Source organism: Mesorhizobium sp. WSM4310, assembly GCF_007003935.1.
In the GTDB taxonomy this organism is placed as follows: Bacteria; Pseudomonadota; Alphaproteobacteria; order Rhizobiales; family Rhizobiaceae; genus Mesorhizobium.
Window position 1 is genome coordinate 280,584 of record NZ_VFTA01000002.1, and the last position, 20,788, is coordinate 301,371.

At 63.7% G+C, this 20,788-nt stretch carries 19 protein-coding genes and 2 pseudogenes; 14 read left to right on the forward strand and 7 right to left on the reverse strand.

Annotated elements, in window-relative coordinates; all coding sequences use genetic code 11:
• The first annotated feature begins 185 nt into the window (after positions 1-185).
• The 6 genes from FJV80_RS04375 to deoA all read left to right on the forward strand — a co-directional run bounded on the left by FJV80_RS04375 (position 186) and on the right by deoA (position 6,547).
• Positions 186-1,718 carry an ABC transporter ATP-binding protein gene (locus tag FJV80_RS04375; RefSeq protein ID WP_095792616.1) on the forward strand — a complete coding sequence of 511 codons (1,533 nt, stop codon included), beginning with the start codon at positions 186-188 and terminating at the stop codon, positions 1,716-1,718.
• Positions 1,715-2,854, forward strand: a complete 1,140-nt coding sequence (locus FJV80_RS04380) for an ABC transporter permease (RefSeq protein ID WP_142875640.1) — start codon at positions 1,715-1,717, stop codon at positions 2,852-2,854. Before FJV80_RS04375 ends, FJV80_RS04380 begins: the two co-directional genes overlap by 4 nt.
• A 1-nt stretch (position 2,855) precedes the next feature.
• Positions 2,856-3,827, forward strand: coding sequence for an ABC transporter permease (locus FJV80_RS04385; protein WP_010911455.1), 972 nt, complete (start codon positions 2,856-2,858; stop codon positions 3,825-3,827).
• A gap of 168 nt (positions 3,828-3,995) precedes the next feature.
• On the forward strand, positions 3,996-4,388 hold the full coding sequence (cdd, locus tag FJV80_RS04390; RefSeq protein WP_095772514.1) for a cytidine deaminase: 393 nt from the start codon (positions 3,996-3,998) through the stop codon (positions 4,386-4,388).
• 30 nt (positions 4,389-4,418) lie between these two features.
• Positions 4,419-5,228 (forward strand): purine-nucleoside phosphorylase, encoded by an 810-nt coding sequence (locus FJV80_RS04395; RefSeq protein WP_142875641.1) that lies wholly within the window; start codon positions 4,419-4,421, stop codon positions 5,226-5,228.
• Positions 5,228-6,547 (forward strand): thymidine phosphorylase, encoded by a 1,320-nt coding sequence (gene deoA / locus FJV80_RS04400; RefSeq protein ID WP_142875642.1) that lies wholly within the window; start codon positions 5,228-5,230, stop codon positions 6,545-6,547. Before FJV80_RS04395 ends, deoA begins: the two co-directional genes overlap by 1 nt.
• On the opposite strand, the gene FJV80_RS04405 is transcribed toward deoA, so the two are convergent.
• The 3 genes from FJV80_RS04405 to FJV80_RS04415 form a co-directional block, all read right to left on the reverse strand.
• Complete coding sequence (locus FJV80_RS04405) at positions 6,548-7,111, reverse strand: TIGR02281 family clan AA aspartic protease (RefSeq protein ID WP_142875643.1); 564 nt, start codon at positions 7,109-7,111, stop codon at positions 6,548-6,550.
• Between the two features lie 122 nt (positions 7,112-7,233).
• Complete coding sequence (gene upp, locus FJV80_RS04410) at positions 7,234-7,863, reverse strand: uracil phosphoribosyltransferase (protein WP_010911460.1); 630 nt, start codon at positions 7,861-7,863, stop codon at positions 7,234-7,236.
• A 126-nt stretch (positions 7,864-7,989) separates the two neighbouring features.
• Positions 7,990-8,964, reverse strand: a complete 975-nt coding sequence (locus tag FJV80_RS04415; protein WP_095772511.1) for an adenosine deaminase — start codon at positions 8,962-8,964, stop codon at positions 7,990-7,992.
• 134 nt (positions 8,965-9,098) lie between these two features.
• Between FJV80_RS04415 and ubiE the strand changes: the two genes are divergently transcribed.
• The 3 genes from ubiE to coaBC all read left to right on the forward strand — a co-directional run bounded on the left by ubiE (position 9,099) and on the right by coaBC (position 13,079).
• Complete coding sequence (gene ubiE, locus FJV80_RS04420) at positions 9,099-9,875, forward strand: bifunctional demethylmenaquinone methyltransferase/2-methoxy-6-polyprenyl-1,4-benzoquinol methylase UbiE (RefSeq protein ID WP_095772510.1); 777 nt, start codon at positions 9,099-9,101, stop codon at positions 9,873-9,875.
• 67 nt (positions 9,876-9,942) lie between these two features.
• Entirely contained in the window at positions 9,943-11,517 is a 1,575-nt protein-coding gene (gene ubiB, locus FJV80_RS04425; protein ID WP_095772725.1) for a 2-polyprenylphenol 6-hydroxylase, read from the forward strand.
• A 92-nt stretch (positions 11,518-11,609) separates the two neighbouring features.
• Complete coding sequence (gene coaBC, locus FJV80_RS04430; RefSeq protein ID WP_210251479.1) at positions 11,610-13,079, forward strand: bifunctional phosphopantothenoylcysteine decarboxylase/phosphopantothenate--cysteine ligase CoaBC; 1,470 nt, start codon at positions 11,610-11,612, stop codon at positions 13,077-13,079.
• 140 nt (positions 13,080-13,219) lie between these two features.
• On the opposite strand, the gene FJV80_RS34915 is transcribed toward coaBC, so the two are convergent.
• Positions 13,220-14,179 (reverse strand): invasion associated locus B family protein, encoded by a 960-nt coding sequence (locus FJV80_RS34915; RefSeq protein ID WP_246688896.1) that lies wholly within the window; start codon positions 14,177-14,179, stop codon positions 13,220-13,222.
• Between the two features lie 20 nt (positions 14,180-14,199).
• Here FJV80_RS34915 and FJV80_RS04440 point away from each other — a divergent pair, with 20 nt between their 5' ends.
• Both FJV80_RS04440 and FJV80_RS04445 read left to right on the forward strand, forming a co-directional pair.
• On the forward strand, positions 14,200-14,583 hold the full coding sequence (locus tag FJV80_RS04440; RefSeq protein ID WP_246688897.1) for a hypothetical protein: 384 nt from the start codon (positions 14,200-14,202) through the stop codon (positions 14,581-14,583).
• A 125-nt stretch (positions 14,584-14,708) separates the two neighbouring features.
• The gene (locus FJV80_RS04445) at positions 14,709-15,185 is read left to right on the forward strand and encodes an NUDIX hydrolase (protein ID WP_142875644.1); all 477 of its coding nucleotides are present in this window, start codon (positions 14,709-14,711) and stop codon (positions 15,183-15,185) included.
• A gap of 10 nt (positions 15,186-15,195) precedes the next feature.
• On the opposite strand, the pseudogene FJV80_RS04450 reads toward FJV80_RS04445, so the two are convergent.
• Positions 15,196-15,839 (reverse strand): annotated as a pseudogene (locus tag FJV80_RS04450) (citryl-CoA lyase); the annotation flags it as partial.
• On the opposite strand from FJV80_RS04450, the gene FJV80_RS04455 reads away from it, so the two are divergent.
• Together FJV80_RS04455 and FJV80_RS04460 are read left to right on the forward strand one after the other, a co-directional pair.
• A complete protein-coding gene (locus FJV80_RS04455; protein WP_246688898.1) occupies positions 15,757-16,341 on the forward strand; it encodes a hypothetical protein in 585 nt (194 codons plus the stop codon). The pseudogene FJV80_RS04450 and the gene FJV80_RS04455 overlap by 83 nt on opposite strands.
• 261 nt (positions 16,342-16,602) lie before the next feature.
• Positions 16,603-19,101, forward strand: a complete 2,499-nt coding sequence (locus tag FJV80_RS04460; RefSeq protein WP_142875645.1) for an EAL domain-containing protein — start codon at positions 16,603-16,605, stop codon at positions 19,099-19,101.
• 23 nt (positions 19,102-19,124) lie between these two features.
• On the opposite strand, the gene FJV80_RS04465 is transcribed toward FJV80_RS04460, so the two are convergent.
• Together FJV80_RS04465 and FJV80_RS35685 are read right to left on the reverse strand one after the other, a co-directional pair.
• Positions 19,125-19,664, reverse strand: coding sequence for a GNAT family N-acetyltransferase (locus FJV80_RS04465; protein WP_095787049.1), 540 nt, complete (start codon positions 19,662-19,664; stop codon positions 19,125-19,127).
• A gap of 124 nt (positions 19,665-19,788) precedes the next feature.
• A pseudogene (locus FJV80_RS35685) lies at positions 19,789-19,881 on the reverse strand (hypothetical protein); the annotation flags it as partial.
• A gap of 282 nt (positions 19,882-20,163) precedes the next feature.
• On the opposite strand from FJV80_RS35685, the gene FJV80_RS04475 reads away from it, so the two are divergent.
• Positions 20,164-20,622, forward strand: a complete 459-nt coding sequence (locus FJV80_RS04475) for a DUF2214 family protein (RefSeq protein ID WP_095787051.1) — start codon at positions 20,164-20,166, stop codon at positions 20,620-20,622.
• The last annotated feature ends 166 nt before the right edge of the window (positions 20,623-20,788 follow it).

Here is a 20,788-nt window from a genome sequence, read left to right on the forward strand (position 1 = left end):
TTGCGTCGTGATGCGAATTTCGACGCCGTCATATTAGCGAATATGAAGCCTGCGGACACGTTGGAAATTGACAAGCGCACCGGGATTTGCCGAGAGTGGATACTGCTCCGGCCAATTGGCACGGGCCGGGCGTCATGCTAGGCATTTTGACCAAGCGATAAAAAAATAAGAGTGGGACTGGCTGCATGGCGCAAGCCGCAATCGAACTGATCGGCATCAACAAGAGTTTTGGCGCCGTGCGCGCCAACCGCGACATCAATCTGGAGATCGCGCGCGGCACCATCCACGGCATCGTCGGCGAGAACGGCGCCGGTAAGTCGACGCTGATGTCGATCCTCTACGGATTCTACCAGGCCGACAGCGGCGAAATCCATGTCGGCGGCAAGCCGGCATCGATCAAGACCCCCAATGACGCGATCGCGCTCGGCATCGGCATGGTGCACCAGCATTTCATGCTGGTCGACAATTTCTCGGTGCTGGAAAACATCATTCTCGGCGCCGAAAGCGATGCCCTCTTGAAAAGCAGCATCGCCAAGGCGCGCTCCGAACTCGACCGCCTCGAAAGGGAATATGGGCTCGAAGTCGACCCCGACGCCATCATCGAGGAACTGCCGGTCGGCCTGCAGCAGCGCGTCGAAATCCTCAAGGCGCTCTATCGCGGCGCCGAGATCCTCATTCTCGACGAGCCGACGGGCGTCTTGACGCCGGCCGAAGCCGACCATCTCTTCCGCATCCTCAAGCAATTGAAGGAACAGGGTAAGACGGTGGTGCTGATCACCCACAAGCTGCGCGAGATCATGGCCATCACCGACAATGTCTCGGTCATGCGCCAGGGCACGATGGTGGCGACGCGCGAAACCAGCAAGACGACGGTGGGCGAACTGGCCGAACTGATGGTCGGGCGGCGCGTGCTTCTAAGGGTCGAAAAGGGCGAAGCGGAAGCCGGCGCCGTCAAGCTCGCGGTCAAGAACCTGACGGTGAAGGATTCGCGTGGCGTCACCATGGTCGACGACATCTCCTTCGACCTGCGTGCCGGCGAGATCGTCGGCATCGCCGGCGTCGCCGGCAACGGCCAATCCGAACTGCTCGAGGCGATTTCCGGCATCAGGCATGCCGTTTCCGGCTCGGTCATGCTCGACGGCAAGCCGATCGACCTGACGGGTGCAGCCGATCCCGGCGAATTGCGCGACCGCGGCCTCGCCCATGTGCCGGAGGACCGGCACCATGTCGGGCTGGTGCTGGCCTTCGAGGAGAACGAGAATTCCATTCTCGGCTATCACGACGACCCCCGCTATCTCAAAGGGCCGTTCCTCAACGTCGATGCCATCATGGCTGATGCCAAGGACAAGATCGAAAAATACGACATCCGGCCTGGCAATCCGCGCCTGAAGACGGCGAACTTCTCCGGCGGCAACCAGCAGAAGATCGTCCTGGCGCGGGAGATGGAACAGGATCCGGGTGTGCTGATCGTCGGCCAGCCGACGCGCGGCGTCGACGTCGGCGCCATCGAATTCATCCACAAGCGCCTGATCGCCATGCGCGACCAGGGCAAGGCGGTGCTGGTGGTCTCGGTCGAACTCGACGAGATCCGTTCGCTCTCCGACCGCATCCTCGTGATGTTTGCCGGCCGCATCGTCGGTGAGCGCGGTCCGGAAGCGACCGAGGGCGAGCTTGGCCTGCTGATGGCGGGCGTCGAGCGTCAGGAGGCAGCACTTTGAGCACGCCATACGCCAAACTGCCGGCCTGGGCCGATTATGGGCTGATCCCGCTGATCAACCTGGCGGTGGCCTTCATCGTCGCCGGCTTCGTCGTGCTTCTGGTCGGCGAGAACCCGTTCCGCGCCGCCGTCATCCTGGTCGAGGGCGCCTTCGGCAAGGGAACGGGCATCGCCTTCACCCTCTTCTATGCCACCACCTTCATCTTCACCGGGCTTTCGGTGGCGATGGCGGCGCATTGCGGCCTGTTCAACATCGGCACCGAGGGACAGGCCTACATTGCGGGCCTCGGCATCGCCATCGTCTGCCTGTCCTTCGACAGCACCCTGCCCTGGTGGCTGACATTTCCGATGGCCATCGTCGCTTCGGCGCTTGTGGGCGCCTTGTGGGCGCTGATCCCCGCCTACCTTCAGGCCCGGCGCGGCTCGCACATCGTCATCACCACCATCATGTTCAACTTCATCGCCGCCTCGATCATGGTCTATCTGCTGGTCGGACCGCTGAAGCCGGCGGGGTCGCAGGCACCGCAGACCCGCAACTTCCTTGCCGGCGCCGAACTGCCGAAACTCAACTGGATCATCGAGCTGTTCGGCGCCAAGATCCGCTCGGCGCCGCTCAACGTCACCTTCCTGCTGGCGCTGCTCATGGCCTTCCTGGTCTGGCTGCTGATCTGGCGCACCAAGCTCGGCTATGAGATGCGCACCTATGGCCATAGCCCCAAGGCGGCGCGCTATGCCGGCATTTCGGAAACCCGCATCATCATCACCGCGATGATGATCTCGGGCGCGCTGGCCGGCATGATGGCGCTCAATCCGGTGATGGGCGACCAGCACAATGTCGCGATCGACTTCGTCTCCGGCGCCGGTTTCGTCGGCATCGCCGTGGCGCTGATGGGGCGCCTGCATCCGGTCGGCATCGTGCTGGCGGCGGTCCTGTTCGGCATGCTCTATCAGGGCGGCGCCGAACTCGCCTTCGAGATGCCGGCGATCAGCCGCGACATGATCGTCATCATCCAGGGCCTGGTGATCCTGTTCGCCGGCGCACTCGAACACATGTTCAGGCCTTACATCCAGGCGCTGTTCGCCTCGTTCAGTCCGAGATCGGTCGGCATGGAAGCGGTCAAGGGAAAGGGCGCCTGAGATGGATGTCTTTATCGCCATCGTGCAGATATTGGACTCGACCATCCGCTTGTCGGTGCCATTGCTGCTCGCCTGCCTCGCCGGCCTCTTTTCCGAGCGCTCCGGCATCTTCGACATCGGGCTGGAAGGCAAGATGCTGGTCGGCGCCTTCGCCGGCGCCGCCGCAGCTTCCGTGTTCCATTCGGCCTTTATCGGCCTCGGCATGGCGATCCTGATTTCGGTCGCCTTCGCCATGGTGCACGGCTTCGCCTCGATCACCCACCGCGGCAACCAGATCGTTTCCGGCGTGGCGATCAATTTCATCGCCGCCGGATCGACCATCATCCTCGGTCAGGCCTGGTTCCAGCAGGGCGGGCGCACGCCTGCTCTGCAGCCGGGCGAGCGGTTCGACGCGATTGTCTGGCCCGGCGCCGAGGCGGTCAGGGACGTGCCGATCATCGGGCCGATCTATGCGGAACTGATCTCGGGCCATTCGCTGCTGGTCTACCTCGCCTTCCTGATGGTGCCGTTCACCTGGTGGGTGCTGTTCCGCACCCGCTTCGGCCTCAGGCTGCGTGCCGTCGGCGAGAACCCGGCCGCCGTCGACACCGCCGGCATTTCGGTCGCCTGGCTGCGCTACCGCGCCCTGATCTGCACCGGCATCCTCACCGGCGTCGCCGGCGCCTATCTGTCGATGGTGCAGAATGGCGGCTTCGTGAAGGATATGACCGCCGGCAAGGGCTACATCGCGCTGGCCGCGCTGATCTTCGCCAAGTGGAAGCCGGTCAACGCCATGTTCGCTTGCCTGCTGTTCGGTTTCCTCGACGCGGCGGCGATCCGCCTGCAGGGATCACCCTTGCCGATCATCGGCAAGGTGCCGGTGCAGTTCATGCAGGCCTTGCCCTATATCCTCACCGTCATTCTGCTCGCCGGCTTCATCGGCAAAGCCATCCCGCCGCGTGCCGGCGGCGTGCCCTACGTCAAGGAACGCTAATGCATGTCGCCCAAAAGTGACCTCGGTTTTGGGCGAACGACATGCATAAAACAGAGAGTTAAAGCGCATCGCCTGAATCCGTTTCGACGCGACGCGCTTTAAGGGTTGACGGCCCGGCGCGTGCCTCGCGCCGGGTTTTGGACACGATCATCGGAGAGAACAGCTGAAATGTCGCATGATCTGTTCGAAGCGGCCAGAGCCGCCATGGCCAAGGCCTATGCGCCCTACTCGAAATTTCCGGTGGGCGCGGCCTTGCGCACCGAGGACGGACGCGTCTTCACCGGCGCCAACATCGAAGTCGCCTCCTATCCGGAAGGCTGGTGCGCCGAGACCACCGCGCTCGGCCACTACATTATGGGCGGCGGTGGCAAGATCGTCGAAATCGCCGTCCTTGCCGAACGCATGGCCAAATGCTCGCCTTGCGGCGGCTGCCGCCAGCGGCTGGCCGAATTCTGCCAACCGGACACAAAACTCTACCTCTGCGACAATACGGGCGTGGCCGAGACCGTGACCATGGGTGACATGCTGCCCTATGGTTTCCGCGGCGACATCTTGAAATGAGGAATTGGCTCAAATGAAGAGCGGGCTGCAATGACCGAAAAGGCGGTGGACCATCTGATCGAAAGGCTGGACGGCCTGGCGCCGTCGACGGCACTGGTGCTGGGATCGGGCCTCGGTGTCCTTGTCGACCGGATCGAGCACCCGATCCGCGTCCCCTATGCCGACCTGCCCGGCTTTCCCAGGAGCGGCGTCAGCGGCCATGCCGGCGAAGTGGTGGCAGGCCTGTTTGCCGGCACGCCGGTGCTGATGCTGTCCGGCCGCGCCCATTACTACGAGCACGGCAACGCGGCGGCGATGCGCCCGGTGCTGGAAGTGCTCGCCGGCATCGGCATCACCAAACTGATCCTCACCAACGCCGCCGGTTCGGTCGACCCGGACATGCCGCCAGGCTCGGTGATGATGCTCACCGACCACATCAATTTCTCCGGCAGCAATCCGCTGATCGGCGAGCCCAGCGACCGCCGCTTCGTCGGCCTGACCGAAGCCTATGATGCCGGCATCCGCAAGGCGATCGAACGCGCCGCCAAGGCAACCGGCACCGCGCTGCACAAGGGCGTCTATATGTGGTTTTCCGGCCCGTGCTTCGAAACGCCGGCCGAAATCCGCATGGCGCGCATCATGGGCGCCAACGCCGTCGGCATGTCGACCGTTCCGGAAGTCATTCTCGCCCGTTTCCTTGGCCTGCGCGTCGCCGCCTGTTCGGTCATCACCAATCTGGCGGCCGGCATGACCGGAGCCGAGCTTTCGCACCAGGAGACCAAGGACATGGCGCCGGTCGGCGGGTCGCGGCTGGCAACGGTCCTGCACAGAGTGTTCCGCGACGGACTGCTGGAGAGCTGATGCTTCCGCAGGAAATCATCCGCCACAAGCGAGACGGTCACAGGCTCTCGGCCGGTGAAATCGCTGCCTTCATCGGCGGCGTGACCTCGGGCGCCGTCACCGATGGCCAGGCCGCGGCTTTCGCCATGGCGGTGTTCTTCAACGGCATGAACCGCGACGAGGCCGTGGCGTTGACGCTGGCCATGCGCGATTCCGGCAATGTGCTCGACTGGTCGGACCTGCCCGGCCCGGTCACCGACAAGCATTCGACCGGTGGCGTCGGCGACAATGTCTCGCTGATGCTGGCGCCGATCGTCGCCGCCTGCGGCGCCTATGTGCCGATGATTTCGGGCCGCGGCCTTGGTCATACCGGCGGCACTCTGGACAAGATGGATGCGATCCCCGGCTACATCACCCAGCCCGATCTCGCGTTGTTTCGCCAGGCGGTGCTGGAAACCGGCTGCGCCATCATCGGCCAGACCGCCGATCTGGCGCCCGCCGACCGCCGGCTCTATGCCATACGCGACGTCACCGGCACCGTGGAGTCGGTCCCGCTGATCACCGCCTCGATCCTGTCCAAGAAGCTGGCCGCCGGTCTGGGCTCGCTGGTGCTCGACGTCAAGGTCGGCAATGGCGCCTTCATGGAGAAGTCGCGCGACGCGACCGCGCTCGCCAACAGCCTGGTCGAGGTCGCCAGCGGCGCCGGACTGAAGGTCTCGGCGCTGATCACCGGCATGAACGAACCGCTGGCCTCGGCCGCCGGCAATGCCGTCGAGGTGCGCAGCGCCGTCGATTTCCTCACCGGCCGTCTGCGCGACCGGCGGCTGGAGGATGTGACGCTGGCGCTGGCCGCCGAAATGCTGCAGTCGACGGGACTGGTGTCGTCCAACCAGGATGGCTTGCGGCGCGCCACCGAGACGCTCACCAGCGGCCGCGCCGCCGCCACCTTCGCCCGCATGGTGGCGGTGCTCGGCGGCCCCGCCGATTTCATCGAGAAGCCGGAAAAATATTTGGCCGTGGCAGCCACGGAATTCGCGGTCAGGGCGACGACGGACGGTTTCGTCACCGGTATCGCCACCCGCGACATCGGCCTTGCGGTGGTTGGCCTGGGCGGCGGGCGCACGAGGCCTGACGACAAGATCGACCCCAGCGTCGGCATCACCAGGCTGCTGCCCATAGGCGCGGAAGTCCATGCCGGAGACCCGCTGGCACTGATCCACGCCCGCTCGCCCTCCGATGCCGAGGCGGCCGCCGCCACCGTGGTTTCGGCCTATGCGATTGGGCCGTCAAAGCCGGCCGCCGACAAGTCGGTCATCCGGCGGATACTTCCGCGCGGCTGACTACTGAACGAGCAGCAGCGTGCCATTCTCGGCCTGGAATTTGCCAAGCCGATTGAGGAAGCTCATACCGATCAGGTTGATGTGCAGCGCCTTGTCGTCGAGCACGATGGTCTGGACGTCATTGACCGTGATGCTGCCGATCTGCAGCCGGTCGATCATTGCCACGGCGGCCTTGATCGAGCCATTGGCGGTGCTGACCTCGTGACTGAAGTCGGAAGGGTTCAGCGACAGGCCAATCCTGCGTGCCGTCGAGGTGTTGATGGCGACCAGCGTGGCGCCGGTATCGATCATGGCGTCGACCTGACGTCCGTTGAGCTTGAAGGCCGACGAAAAGTGTCCGCGCTCGTCCGCCGTGACGACGACCTTGCGGCCGAGCGCCAACGGCGCCGCCGGCTTGTCGGGCACCGATGCCAGATTGACGTCCTGTTGGGTTTCGATCGCGGGTTTGCTCGTCGCCGTCGATTTCAGCAGGTTTTCGATGATTTGCGGGTTCGACCGATACACAACCGGTATCGATGCCGATGTACCGGCGAAAACGCCAAGGATGAGAAGCTTGCGCAGCATGGATCGGCCTTCGTGAGAGCCAATCGTTTAGCCCCGGCATGGTATTTGCCGCTTTAACGGGGGCTAAAACCGCGCCGTTGCGTAAATATTCGGTAAACAGTACGAGGCAACTTGGCCTGCTGCTATTTCGTCCCGTACATGCGGTCGCCGGCGTCGCCGAGGCCGGGCATGATGTAGCCCTTCTCGTTGAGCTGGCGGTCGATAGAGGCCGTGAAGACCGGAACGTCCGGATGCGCCTTGGTGAAACGCTCGATGCCTTCGGGCGCCGCCAAAAGGCAGAGGAAGCGGATGTTGGTGGCGCCGCGCCCTTTCAGTTTGTCGATCGCCGCGATCGCCGAATTGGCCGTCGCCAGCATCGGATCGACGACGATCACCAGCCGGTCGGCGAGATCGCTTGGCGCCTTGAAGAAATATTCGACCGCCTCCAGCGTCTCGTGGTCGCGATAGAGGCCGATATGGGCGACGCGCGCCGCCGGCACCAGGTCGAGCAGGCCTTCCAGCAGACCGTTGCCGGCGCGCAGCACCGAAGCGAACACCAGCTTCTTGCCCTCCAGCGTCGGCGCTTCCATGGTCTCGATCGGCGTTTCGATGGTCGTCGTCGTCAGCTCGAGATTGCGCGTGACCTCGTAGCCGAGCAGCAGCGATATCTCGCGCAACAGCCGCCTGAAACCGGCCGTGGACGTCTCCTTCTTTCGCATGATGGTCAGCTTGTGCTGGACAAGCGGATGGTCGACGACGGTGACGCCCTTCATGATGTTCTCCTGATGCGTGTCGCCCGGCGCGCGGACGCGCTTCAGGCAGCTGGAACGACCCTAGCGACTATGGACCGGCCAAGGAACCGCTTGGCCGTCATCGACCACAGCTTTGTCGGAAGAAAGTCAGCGCGCCGCGCCGTTCAGCCGGGCAAGAAGTGCCGCCTTGGTCTTCCTGTCGACAAAGGCGGCTTCGATGGCGGTTCTGGTGACGGCGGCAAGCGCCTTTTCGTTCATGGCAAAATGCTCCGCCGCGATATCGTATTCGCGCTTGATCGAGGTCCAGAAATAGGGCGGGTCGTCGGAGTTGAGCGTCACCTTGCAGCCGGCGGCCTGCAAGGCGGGAAACGGATGGTCGGCAAAACTGTCGAACACCTTGAGCGCGATGTTGGAGCCGGGGCAGCACTCCAGGACGATGCCTTCGTCGGCGATGCGCCGGACAAGATCCGGGTTCTCGATAGCGCGCACGCCGTGGCCGATGCGCGAGGGGCGGATATGGTCAAGCGCCGCCTGGACCGTCTCCCAGCCCGTCAGCTCGCCGGCATGGATGGTGATGCCGAGCCCGGCCTCGCGCGCGATCTCGAAAGCCCTGACATAGTCCTCCATCTCGCCCACGCGTTCGTCGCCGGCAACGCCGAAGCCAGTGACCAGCGGATTCCCGCAGCGCGCCGCGAAGCGTGCCGCCCGTTCGATCGATTCCACGCCGACATGGCGCACGCCGGTGACGATCATGCGGCCCTCAATGCCGGTCTTGGCCTTGGCGCGCAGCATGCCTTCGCCCAGCGCATCGGTATAGGCCTTGGGCGAGAGCCCGGCTTTCGTCGCATGGTCCGGCGAGGTGAAGACTTCGGAATAGATGGCGCCATCGCGGGCAAGACTGGTCAGATAGTGATCGGCCAGCCGCGCGTAATCCTCTTCGGTGCGGAACAGATCGGCGGAAAAATCGTAAGCCGCGAGGAAGGACGTAAAATCGTGCCAGACGAAGGAACCGTTCTGGATATAGGGCGAGGCATCCTCGCCGTATTTCTGCGCCTGGCGGATGACGAGCTCTGGCGCCGCTGCCCCTTCAATATGGCAGTGCAGTTCCGCTTTCAAAGGCATTCAAACATCCCGTCGGTCAGTCCAGGTCTTGAAAACCCACCACCTGGAAGCGCGGCTGAACACCGCGCCTTAAACAATAGCGCCCACAGCATCGATCGGCTATGGTCCCGCCGGTTTTATGACGGATCAAAAAAATGTCAGTTGAGAGAACCACGGCCGCGGGCGGCATGGAAACCTCCTATGGTTTCAAGCGTGTGGGGGAAGGCGAGAAGCAGTCCCTGGTCAACGATGTTTTCCACAAGGTCGCCAATCGCTACGACCTGATGAACGACCTGATGTCGGCAGGCCTGCACCGGCTGTGGAAGGATGCCATGGTCACCTGGCTCAACCCGCCGAAGCGGCCGGGCTGGAAGGTCCTGGATGTGGCCGGCGGCACCGGCGACATTGCCTTCCGCATCGTCGATGCCAGCCATGGCAGCGCCCACGCCACCGTGCTCGACATCAACGGCTCGATGCTCGCTGTCGGCCGCGACCGGGCCGAAAAGAAAGGCCTGTCCGGCAACACCGATTTCGTCGAGGCCAATGCCGAGGAACTGCCCTTCACCGACGCCACCTTCGACGCCTACACCATCGCATTCGGCATCCGCAACGTGCCGCGCATCGATGTCGCGCTCGCAGAAGCGTTCCGCGTGTTGAAGCCCGGCGGCCGGTTCCTGTGCCTGGAATTTTCCGAGGTCGAGATGCCGTTGCTCGACAAGGCCTATGAAGCCTGGTCGTTCAATGCCATCCCCAAGATCGGCAAGATGGTTACCGGCGACGGCGAGCCCTATTCCTATCTGGTTGAATCGATCGCGAAATTCCCCAACCAGCAGAATTTCGCGGCAATGATTTCCCGCGCCGGTTTCGACCGTGTTTCCTTCCGCAACTATTCCGGCGGTATTGCCGCGCTTCATTCGGGCTGGAAGCTTTGAGGCTGGCCCGCATTTCCCATTCTCGATATGGCTCATGCCGGCCTCAAGAACCGGCCTTGGTGCGGCCATGAGCAGCGTCGGCGCCGGTTTCAGGCTCGCGCGGGCCGGCTGGGTGCTGGTGCGCGAGGGCGTCATCGCCGCCCTGCCGGGCGAGGAACTGTCAGGCCTGCCGAAATTCGGCTGGCGGCTGGCGCGGCTGTTCACCCGCCGCCGCGCGCTCGCCTATGAGCGCAGCGACCGGCTGGCGAAGGCGGTGGTCCGGCTCGGCCCGTCCTATGTCAAGCTCGGCCAGTTCCTGGCAACGCGGCCCGACGTCGTCGGCAACGATATGGCGCTCGATCTCGCCATGTTGCAGGACAAGATGCACACCTTCCCGAGAACTGAGGCGGTAGCGGCCATCGAAGCCTCGCTCGGGCGCAAGGTGAGTGATCTCTACGCCGAGTTCGGCGACCCCGTCGCCGCCGCTTCGATCGCCCAGGTCCATGCCGCCGAAGCCATCCATGATGGCGCTGCCGCCAAGGTCGCGGTGAAGGTCATCCGGCCCGGCGTGCGCCGCCGCTTCTTCCAGGATCTCGAAAGTTATTTCCTCGCCGCCCACCTGCAGGAGAAATACATCCCCTCCTCGCGCCGCCTGCGGCCTGTCGAGGTGACCGAGACGCTGGCGCAGACAACCAAGATCGAGATGGATTTGCGCCTCGAGGCGGCGGCGCTCTCCGAACTTGGGGAGAACACCAAGGACGATCCGGGCTTTCGCGTGCCATCCGTCGACTGGGAGCGCACCGGCCGTGACGTTTTGACCATGGAATGGGTCGACGGCGTCAAGATGAACAACATCGCAGGCCTGGAGGAGGCCGGCCACGATCTGAAGGCGATCGCCGCCAATCTCGTCCAGTCATTCCTGCGCCATACGCTGCGCGACGGCTTCTTCCACGCCGACATGCATCCGGGCAATCTGTTCGTCGAGGAGGACGGCACCATCGTCGCCGTCGATCTCGGCATTGCCGGACGTCTCGGCAAGAAGGAGCGCCGCTTCCTCGCCGAAATCCTCTACGGCTTCATCATGCGTGATTATCTGCGCGTCGCCGAAGTGCATTTCGAGGCCGGCTACGTGCCGCGCCAGCACAATGTCGCGGCCTTCGCGCAAGCGATCCGCGCCATCGGCGAGCCGATCCACGGCCAGCCGGCCGAGACCATTTCCATGGCCAAGCTGCTGACGCTGCTGTTCGAGGTGACCGAACTCTTCGACATGGCGACGCGGCCGGAACTGATCCTGTTGCAGAAGACCATGGTCGTGGTCGAGGGCGTGGCGCGCACGCTCGATCCGGGCTTCAACATGTGGAAGACCGCCGAGCCGGTGGTCGGCAGCTGGATCGCAGGAAACCTTGGCCCCCGCAGCATGATGATCGATGCGCGCGACGGCGCCAAGGCGCTGCTGACGCTCGCTCGCCAGGCGCCGGAGCTTGCCGCGCGCACCGACCGGCTGTCGCGCGAGATCGACCTGATGGCCGAGCACGGCCTGCGTTTCGACGAGACCACGGCGCGTGCCATCGGCAAGGCCGAGGCACGCTACAGCCGCTCCGGCCGCGTCGCGCTGTGGGTGATCGCGCTGACGCTGGTCTGTATCGCATGGAAGATTCTTTAGACCTGAAAAAACGAAGGGTGAGCCCGCAACTTGCGGCAAATTGATTGCATTGCTATCATCGCCTTCGGCCGGCATGAGCAAAGTGCAATCACATGGCAAGCATCACGATCCGCAACCTTGACGATGAGGTCAAGGAGTTGCTGCGCCGATTGGCGGCGGAAAACAACCGCTCCATGGAGGAGCAGGCCAGGGTGATGATCCGGGCCGCCGTCGACGGTCAGATCGGATCCGGCCGCATCGACCAGATCGAAAACACCTTGCGCGAACTGACCAGCATGCACAGTGCGGCGACCGCGGTTGCGGCCCCTGCGGGCAAGATCCTTCCGCGGGGCACGCTTTCCGGCAAGCGCATCCTGCTTATCATCGGTGGCGGCATCGCCGCCTACAAGGCGCTGGACCTGATCCGCCGGCTGCGCGAGCATGGTGCGGCAGTAAGGGTGGTGATGACTGCCGCAGCGCAGGAATTCGTCACCACGCTGTCGGTTGGCGCGCTGTCGGCCGACCACGTCTTCACCGAACTGTTCGACCGCAATGACGAGCACGATGTCGGCCATATCAGGCTGTCGAGGGAGGCCGATCTTCTGGTCGTGGCTCCCGCCACCGCCGATCTGATGGCCAAGCTCGCCAATGGTCACGCCAACGATCTGGCCTCCACTGTGCTGCTGGCCACCGACAAGCCGGTACTGATGGCGCCGGCGATGAATCCGAAAATGTGGTCGCATCCGGCCACCCGCCGCAACCGCGCGACCTTGGGCAAGGACGGCGTCACTTTCGTCGGCCCTGCCAGGGGCGAGATGGCCGAAAGCAACGAGGCCGGTGAAGGCCGAATGGCTGAACCGCTGGAGATCGTCGCCGCAGTCGAGGCGCTGCTCGATGCCGGCCCCAAGCCGCTGGCGGGGCGTAGGATCATCGTCACCTCCGGCCCGACGCATGAGCCGATCGACCCGGTGCGCTATATCGCCAACCGTTCCTCCGGCAAGCAGGGCCACGCCATCGCCGCCGCATTGGCAAGGCTTGGCGCCGATGTGCGCCTCGTCTCCGGTCCCGTGAGCATCGCCGACCCGGCTGGCGTGAAGACTATTCATGTCGAACGTGCGCAGGAAATGCGCGATGCGGTCGAACAGCTTTTGCCCGCCGATGCCGCGGTGTTCGTCGCCGCCGTCGCCGACTGGCGCAGCGAGAATTCGGCCGGCGAAAAGATCAAGAAGGTGGCGGGCCAAGGACCGCCGGTGCTGCGCATGGTGGAGAACCCCGACATCCTGGCCGGCGTCGGCCATCACAGCCAGCGACCCGGCCTGGTCGTCGGCTTCGCCGCCGAGACGCAGGATCTCTTGCGCAATGCCCAGGCCAAGCTCGCGAAGAAAGGCGCCGATCTGATCGTCGCCAACGATGTGTCGCACGAAAGCGGCATCGGCCCTTCAGGCGTCATGGGCGGCGATCGCAACCGGGTGCGGATCGTGTCGAAGGCCGGCGTCGAGGAATGGCCCGAAATGACCAAGGACGAGGTGGCGGCGCGGCTCGCCACCCTCATTGCCGAGCGGCTGAAAACGATCGTCGTTTGACGTGTATTGGAGCAATTCCAGGAAAAGTGTGAGCGGTTTTCCCTGGAAAAGCGCGCAGCGCCTTCCCTAGGGAATTGCGAACATCAAAGACTACACGCGACGCCAGCTGGACGCCGCGCATCAGATTCCGGACTGAGCGGTCAGTTTGACAAGAGCTCCGCCGTACGGGCGAGCGCGCCGCCGAAACCGTTGAGCGGAATGGAAAAGCTCACCGCTTGTCCCGTATCCGCCGCGAAGGCGTCGATCTTCAGCGTCGTGCCATTCTTGAGCAGCGGCGTGACATTGGCGTCGAACGCCACCGGCACCAGGCAACCGACGGCCTGGCAAGTGTTGAATGCCAGGCTGCCGTCCAGCTTCTGGTCATCGATGGTCAGGGTGACGCCTTTGGCGAGCGCCAGCCCAAACGGCAGGGCAAGAGTGCCTGTCGCCTCGTCGCCGGTCTTGCTCGACAGCTCGATCGCCAGCAGCCGCTGGTTGCTCTGTTTGTTGAACTGTTGGTGCGACAGGCTGCAGACCTTGTTCGTGCCCGATATCTGGCAATTGACCGTCCAGTCGCCATGGGTTTCGGACAAGGCCGATGCCCCGCCCGGCAGTTGTGGCGCATCGGCCGCGGCGGGCGGAGCCGCCACCTTGTCGCCTTTGGTCTGCGCGGCCACGGCCGGCACACCGGCGATGCAGGCCGCACCCAGCATCGCAACCAAATACGCGTATTTCCTCATCAAGACCTCTCCCGCCCGGCTCCGCCTCGAGCCAGCCTGGAAACTGACCTTGAGAGGCGCGCTGACTGCATTCTGTTTGACCGTTTCCCCGAAGACGCCATTGTCCCTGGCGGACATGCCGGCGCCATTCAGCTCGAGGCCGGCGCCGACCCGATAGAGCGGCGAATCGATCGCTTCCGTCAAGTGCAATGCGAGGTTGCCGGGCAGATTCTCCGCCACCGCGAAGCGGCCTTCGATCTCCGCTCCTTGTGTTGGAGAAGAACTCTGCCCCCGGGCCTTCCATAGAGGCGATGCTGGCGCGATGTCCGTGCCGGTCTCCAGCGCTGGCGTCGCCTGCAATCCGTGGCCGCTGGCCGGATGGCCGGGACAGGGCGGGGTCACGATTGATTTCAAGGCGATCGATGGACCGCCATGGCATCACCGGACAAACACCCTATATTGCGGGAATGAACAGGATTTTTAGCAAGAATGTGCCGATGTCGGCGCGCCGACTATTGATGAGACTTGCGTCGGCGGTGCTGGTCGCTACTTTTTTAGCCGGCTTTGCGCTGCACGCTTCCGCGCAGGTGGCCAATCCCGCGATCAACAGCAACGCGCCGATCCAGCAGAACGATCTGCAGGCCTTGCAGAGCCGCATTCAGCGACAGCAATTCCAGCAGCAGCAACAGCAGTACCGCGACCAGGACCGCGTGATCGTCCAGCAGCCACCGCCGGTCGTGCCACGGGTCCGGCCGGGCTGCCAGACGCAGATCATCGGCAGCACGGCCGTGAGCAATTGCCGCTGACAGGCGGGCTTCTTTTATTTAGCCGACTTACATGGTAGGGGACCTTGAGGGTGCCCCTGCGGCAGTTTGGGTTTGCAAAGGCGCCGCGTCACGCTATGGGGCACTGACCGACTGGACTATTGCAGATGAAAACCACGAAGAAGAAGGCCGCACGCCGGGCCAAGAAAGGGGAAAGAATCCGCCAGGTGGCGGCGATCCCCTTTCGCTTGACCGCGGATGGGAGTTTCGAGGTGATGCTGGTCACGTCGAGAACGACGATGCGCTTCATCGTCCCCAAGGGATGGCCGATGAAAGGCAAGAACGGACGCAAGGCCGCCACCATCGAGGCGATGGAAGAAGCCGGCGTGCTTGGCAAGACCCTGAAGCAGCCGGCCGGCACCTATTCCTACTGGAAGCGGCTGGCCAACCGCTTTGTCCATGTCGATGTCATCGTCTACCTGCTTGAAGTGACCGAGGAACTGGCCAACTGGCAGGAGGCCAAGCGGCGACAGCGGGCATGGCTGACGCCGGCCGACGCGGCGATGTTGATCGACGAACCGGATCTTTCGACGCTGGTGAAGACCCTGACACTTCCCCAGCCCACGCCGACCGATGCAACCTGAGGACAATTCCTCAGCCGCTCCTACCACCCTTTTCGGGAAGAGGGCGTACCGGCATGCCGGTATAGACCCACAACCATTCGCGCGGCAGCGGCCCCTTGTTGCGCTCGCTTTGCTGCGACTGTTCCCAGGCGTGCGCCAGGATGCCGACGGAACGTGACAGCACGAAGAGCCCGCGCGTCAGCGGCGGCGGGAAGCCGAGTTCGCATAGATGACGGCCGTGGCGCCATCGATGTTGAGCGGTATCCCCTTGCCCTTGCGGCGTGCGACCTCCGCCTCGATCGCCTCGGCGATGTCGGCGAACCCTCCATTGACGACTCCACGCGCGGCAAATTCGCGGGTCAGTTCCGGCAGGCGCGGTGCGCGCGGATCGACCGGGTGAAAGCGGTGGCCGAGCCCTGGCACATAACCCCTTTCCTCGACGAAGAACCGGTCGAGCCGTGCCGAGACCGCCTTCCCCAACGCCGCCCCGCCATCGATCGCCTTGGCGATATTACCGTAGAAGGACAGCGCCTGTTCGCCGGCGCCGCCATGCACGTCGCCGAGTGCATTGCCGACACCGCAGGTTGCCGCCATGCGGGCGATTGCGATCGACGACGCCTGCGGCCCATGGTCGACGGCAGCGCCCAGCGCGATGCCGAGCAGTGCGGCCTGGTCGCTCTATCAGCGTTCGGTCGTGGCGGTCGACATCCTGCTGCCGATCATGCGCGACCTTTCCGAGCACAGCTGGGAGAGTGTTGCCTTCTATGTCCGCTTGGGCGACGTCCGCACCTGTCTCTACCGCGTCGAATCCAAGCACCCGATCCGCTACACCATACGCGAGGGCGACCTGTTGCCTTTGCTCGTCGGTTCGGGCGGACGCGTGCTTGCGGCATTTTCCGGCGAGGCAGGCGAGCCCTATGAGACCATACGCCGGACCTGCCTCGCCGTCGGGGACCGGGACCCCGAGACGGCGGGCGTCTCGGCACCGGTGTTCGGACCGGGACGCGTCCCGCTCGGCGCTTTGACGCTGGCTGGGCCGAGCACGCACGTCGATGCCGCCTTCCTTCAGCGCATGAAACGGCCGCTGCTCGAGGCGGCGGCCCGCGCCACTCGAGCCTTCGGCGAGGATGCCTCGATGCTCGAAAAGGCACGTCTTGCAGCGGAGGCCCTGCCCTAACCCGCGCGGTTATAGGCCGAAAAGGACTGATAAGCTTCGAATACAAGCCGATTCAAGTTCAAACAGTCAATTGACGCCGCGTAATATTCAGTCACCCAACTCAAGAAAAGGCTTCAAAGCGAACGGAGCTATTTATTGGCTGTTAAGTCCCTCGTGATAAGCGGTTGTCGTCGCCATTTGCGCGACATGAGGGGCAGAGAATCGTCTTAACCGACGGGTGAAACAGTCGGACAGACGCGCTGACAGGATCATGGCACGTCCGTGAATTCGAAGACGCCATCATCGCTGGACGCCAGCCCCCGTCTTCTCGGGCTCGTCTGGCCGTTCATCGCCGTCGTCCTCGTCCAGGCGCTGGTCGCCAGCCTCAGCCTGTACACGCTTTCGGCGGTTCGCGCCTATGTCGGCGGGGAAAGCCAGTGGTCCAAGGGGCAAAAGCACGCCATCTATTTCCTCAGCCTCTATGCGGATACCGGCAATGAGGCGTTCTTCACCGAGTATCGCGAAGCGATCGCCGTTCCGCTTGCCGACCGCTCGGCCCGCCTGGCGCTCGAGCAGCCCGAACCCGATGCAGAGGCAGCGCGCACAGGCTTTCTGCAAGGCAGAAACCACGCGGACGACGTTGCCGGGCTGATCTGGCTGTTCCAGAATTTCCGGAAGTTCAGCTATCTCGATACCGCTATTCGGCACTGGGCGGCGGCCGACACAATGATCCTCGCCATCCAGCGGCTCGGCGATACGATGCATGCGACACTCGGCAAGGGGCCGGCGTCGACAGCCGAGATCAGCGCCTGGAAGGCGGAAATTCATCGGCTCGATCGTCAGGTCACTCCATTGTCCAAGGCCTTCTCGGACAGTCTCGGCGAGGGATCGCGCTTCATCCAGATGCTGCTTACCTTTGCCAATCTCGTCACTGCCGCATTGTTGATCCTGCTTGCCGTGTGGCGCACGCGCAAGCTCCTTGCGCAGCGCCAGGCCTTCCAGCTGGCGCTCAATGCCGAGCGCGAGCGCGCCCAGATAACACTGGCTTCGATCGGCCAGGCCGTCGTCAGCACCGGCCGCGACGGGCGGCTCGACTACATGAATGCGGTTGCCGAGAAACTGCTGGCCTGCCCGCTCGGCGCTGCAAGGGGCAAACCCATCGCAGCATTCTTTCGCCTCATCGACAAGGGCACCGGCGTTGAAGAAACGCAGTTGGTCGAGCGTCTCCTGGCCGGCGAAGCGCGCCGTTCCAGCGCCCGTCCACAATTGCTGCAGCGGCCGGACGGCTCCGTTGTTCCCGTCGCATTGACCGGCGCACCGTTGCTCGTTTCCGGCGAGGTCGTCGGCGCCGTGCTCGCCTTCCACGACATGACGCGCGAAGAGGATTACATCGAGCGGCTTTCGTGGCAGGCCTCGCATGATGCGTTGACCGGGCTCGCCAACCGGCGCGATTTCGAAAGCCGGCTGGAAAGGACAATCGTCGAATTGCAGGGCCAGCCCCGGCAGCACGCCTTGATGTATCTCGATCTCGATCAGTTCAAGCTTGTCAACGATACGTGCGGCCATGCGGCGGGCGACCAGTTGCTGCGCCAGATCTCGGCGCTGCTGACCTGCGAATTGCGGCCGGGCGACGTGCTGGCACGATTGGGCGGGGACGAGTTCGGCGTGCTGCTCGTCGATTGTGAAGCCGACGAAGCGTGCGACATCGCCGAACGGCTGCGCGCGGCTGTGCAGAATCTGCATTTCGCCTGGGATGGCAGGACGTTCAACACCAGCGTCAGTATCGGCATGGTGGAGATCGCCAATGCGCAGGTGACGATCGCGGAAACGCTGCGGGCCGCCGACGTCGCCTGCTACATGGCCAAGGACAAGGGCCGCAACCGCGTCCAGGTCCACAACGAGGGCGACGTGGACTTGCGCGAGCGTTTCGGCGAGATGGCCTGGGTGCAGCGTCTGCACGCCGCGCTGGTGCAAGACCGTTTCCGGCTTCATGCGCAGGAAATCTGGCCGCTCAACGACGACATCGTCGAGGTGGGAGCGCATATAGAGATCCTGTTGCGGCTGACCGACGAAGACGGCAGCTTCGTCACCCCGCAGAGTTTCATTCCCGCGGCCGAGCGCTATGGCCTGATGCCGTCGATCGACCGCTGGGTGGTGCGCAACACCTTCCGCATCCTGGCCGCCCGGCAGGCCGATCCGCGCACGCCGCCCATCGCAACATGCGCCATCAATCTTTCCGGCGCGACGTTCGGCGACGAAAGCTTTCTCGGCTTCCTGGGCGAGCAATTCCTCATCCATGGCATTTCGCCTGCCATGATCTGCCTGGAGATCACCGAAACCAGCGCTATCGCCAATCTCACCAACGCCATGCGTTTCATTGCCGATCTGCGCGGCTTGGGCTGCCGCTTCGCGCTCGACGATTTCGGCTCCGGCATGTCGTCCTTCGCGTATCTGAAGCACCTGCCGGTCGACTACCTCAAGATCGACGGCAGCTTCGTCAAGGACATGCTGGACGACCGCATCGACCGCGCCATGGTCGAGATGATCCACCACATCGGCAAGGTCATGGGCAAGCGTACCATCGCCGAGTTCGTCGAGAGCGACGGTATCGTCGCCGCGCTGAAGACCATCGGCGTCGACTATGCCCAGGGCTATGGGATCGCCAGACCGACGCCGTTCGATGCCTCGACGGTGCTGCTAGGCCGAGGCGTCACGCCGGCCGCCGAAAGCGTCGATCCATGGGCCGATCTGGCGCGGAAGCTGCGCCGCAAGGCGGGCTAGTCTACCTGATCTGCAATCCAGGTTCAGGACAGCCGCTCCAGCAGCACGGTCGGCGCGTCATGATAGGTGGTCCGCAACACCTCGCGATAGCCGACCTTATCAGCGACATTCAACGAGGCGGTATTCTCGGGATCGATGATGCAGACGGTTTTCACCCGTCCGAAGGTTTCTTCGCCCCAGGCCAGCACACGGCCGACGACCTCTGTGGCAAGGCCCGCCCCGTGCACTTCCGGTGCCAGCGCCCATCCGGCCTCTGGAATGCCTTCGATCGACGGTTCCATGTCGCGCTTCAGATCGTGAAACCCGGCCTCGCCGACGAAGCGGCCCGTCGCCTTCTCCTCGATCGCCCAGAAGCCGTAGCCGAGCAGCGACCACAGGCCGGCATGACGCAGGAAGCGCATCCAGCTTTCCTCGCGCGTGCGCGGCTTGCCGCCGATGAAGCGGGTGACGGCGGGGTCGCCCCACATCGTTGCATAGGCGTCGAAATCCTCCAGCCGGTGTGCCCGCAGAATGGTTCGCTGCGTTTCGATGACGGGAGTGACGGTCACTTTGCGGTTGTTCATTGGATTTGCCTTGCTGATCTTGTCCGCGCTTAGCAAATTGCCCCTGCGGTGCAAGGGCCAGCGGAAGACGCGCCATCATCCAGAACAGCGGCCGAAGCAGATCTTCAGCCGCGCCAGGCCATGTTCATGTAGACACCGCCACGTTGCAATTCGTCCAGCATCTGGTCAGCCGCTTCTGCCTGGTGTCCGGGCGCTTGGCGCGGGCAATCCAGCCGAGATAGTCGTTCTTCTGGTAGTCCGGCCGGGCCTCATAGGCAGTCTTATCAGCCCGCGTTCCGTCAAGACGGCGTGGATCAGGTCAGACATCGGATTCAGGGGGCGTTTCAGTCCGGTCATGCCTGCGAACCTGCCTGGACCGAGCGTCAACGCCGCCTATGACCAGGGAGCAGCTTTCTATGGGAATTCTGCCCGACGGTGTTAATTTCCCGGCAGGCTGATTCAGCACATTTGCGGCGCGACCTTTTCAGACGCGGGGCTGGTGCTCAACCCAGGAAGAAACATGGACACGACCGACCTTGTGCTTGCCATTATCCATCATCTGCTGGTGTTTTCCCTGGCAGGGATCATCGGCGCCGAATTCGTGCTGATCCGCGGCGACCTGCCCGCCGTAACCCTCAAGCGACTCGCCGGCATCGACCGCCACTATGGCATCATCGCCTCACTCATCATCATCGTCGGGATCGGCCGTGTCCTCTGGGGCCTCAAGGGATGGGAGTTCTACATCTACAACTGGATGTTCTGGGCCAAGATGGCGGCATTCGGCATTGTCGGCCTGCTTTCGATCATCCCGACCGTGCGCTTCATTTCCTGGAACCGGCAGGCCAGCGCCAATCCCTCCTTCGCCGTGCCGGCGGGCGAACTGGCCTCGGTAAAGACCTATATCCGCGCCGAGGCCTTCGTCTTCCTGCTGATCCCGGTGTTCGCGGCGGCGATGGCGCGCGGTTACGGCTACCAATAGATCTGGAATAGAACGAGAGCGGACAGAGGTCCGCAATCGGCATTTGCCGAACCCGCTCGACGATCGACCGTTTCGGATCCGGCCTTCTGGCTCGAACATCTATCCGTTGCATGCCGGCTGCCGCGGATATCCCGGTTTGCCATTTGAGTCCGATTGCAATCTATTG

Excerpts from the sequence above, each read along its gene's own strand:
- FJV80_RS04385 (WP_010911455.1), top strand. The coding sequence starts at position 2,856 with ATGGATGTCTTTATCGCCATCGTGCAGATATTGGACTCGACCATCCGC.
- FJV80_RS04455 (WP_246688898.1), top strand. The coding sequence starts at position 15,757 with ATGCGGGCGATTGCGATCGACGACGCCTGCGGCCCATGGTCGACGGCA.
- FJV80_RS04395 (WP_142875641.1), top strand. The coding sequence starts at position 4,419 with ATGACCGAAAAGGCGGTGGACCATCTGATCGAAAGGCTGGACGGCCTG.
- upp (WP_010911460.1), bottom strand. The coding sequence starts at position 7,863 with ATGAAGGGCGTCACCGTCGTCGACCATCCGCTTGTCCAGCACAAGCTG.
- FJV80_RS04405 (WP_142875643.1), bottom strand. The coding sequence starts at position 7,111 with ATGCTGCGCAAGCTTCTCATCCTTGGCGTTTTCGCCGGTACATCGGCA.
- FJV80_RS04475 (WP_095787051.1), top strand. The coding sequence starts at position 20,164 with ATGGACACGACCGACCTTGTGCTTGCCATTATCCATCATCTGCTGGTG.
- cdd (WP_095772514.1), top strand. The coding sequence starts at position 3,996 with ATGTCGCATGATCTGTTCGAAGCGGCCAGAGCCGCCATGGCCAAGGCC.
- FJV80_RS04375 (WP_095792616.1), top strand. The coding sequence starts at position 186 with ATGGCGCAAGCCGCAATCGAACTGATCGGCATCAACAAGAGTTTTGGC.
- ubiE (WP_095772510.1), top strand. The coding sequence starts at position 9,099 with ATGTCAGTTGAGAGAACCACGGCCGCGGGCGGCATGGAAACCTCCTAT.
- FJV80_RS04440 (WP_246688897.1), top strand. The coding sequence starts at position 14,200 with ATGGACCGCCATGGCATCACCGGACAAACACCCTATATTGCGGGAATG.
- FJV80_RS04445 (WP_142875644.1), top strand. The coding sequence starts at position 14,709 with ATGAAAACCACGAAGAAGAAGGCCGCACGCCGGGCCAAGAAAGGGGAA.
- FJV80_RS04415 (WP_095772511.1), bottom strand. The coding sequence starts at position 8,964 with ATGCCTTTGAAAGCGGAACTGCACTGCCATATTGAAGGGGCAGCGGCG.
- deoA (WP_142875642.1), top strand. The coding sequence starts at position 5,228 with ATGCTTCCGCAGGAAATCATCCGCCACAAGCGAGACGGTCACAGGCTC.
- ubiB (WP_095772725.1), top strand. The coding sequence starts at position 9,943 with ATGAGCAGCGTCGGCGCCGGTTTCAGGCTCGCGCGGGCCGGCTGGGTG.
- coaBC (WP_210251479.1), top strand. The coding sequence starts at position 11,610 with ATGGCAAGCATCACGATCCGCAACCTTGACGATGAGGTCAAGGAGTTG.
- FJV80_RS04465 (WP_095787049.1), bottom strand. The coding sequence starts at position 19,664 with ATGAACAACCGCAAAGTGACCGTCACTCCCGTCATCGAAACGCAGCGA.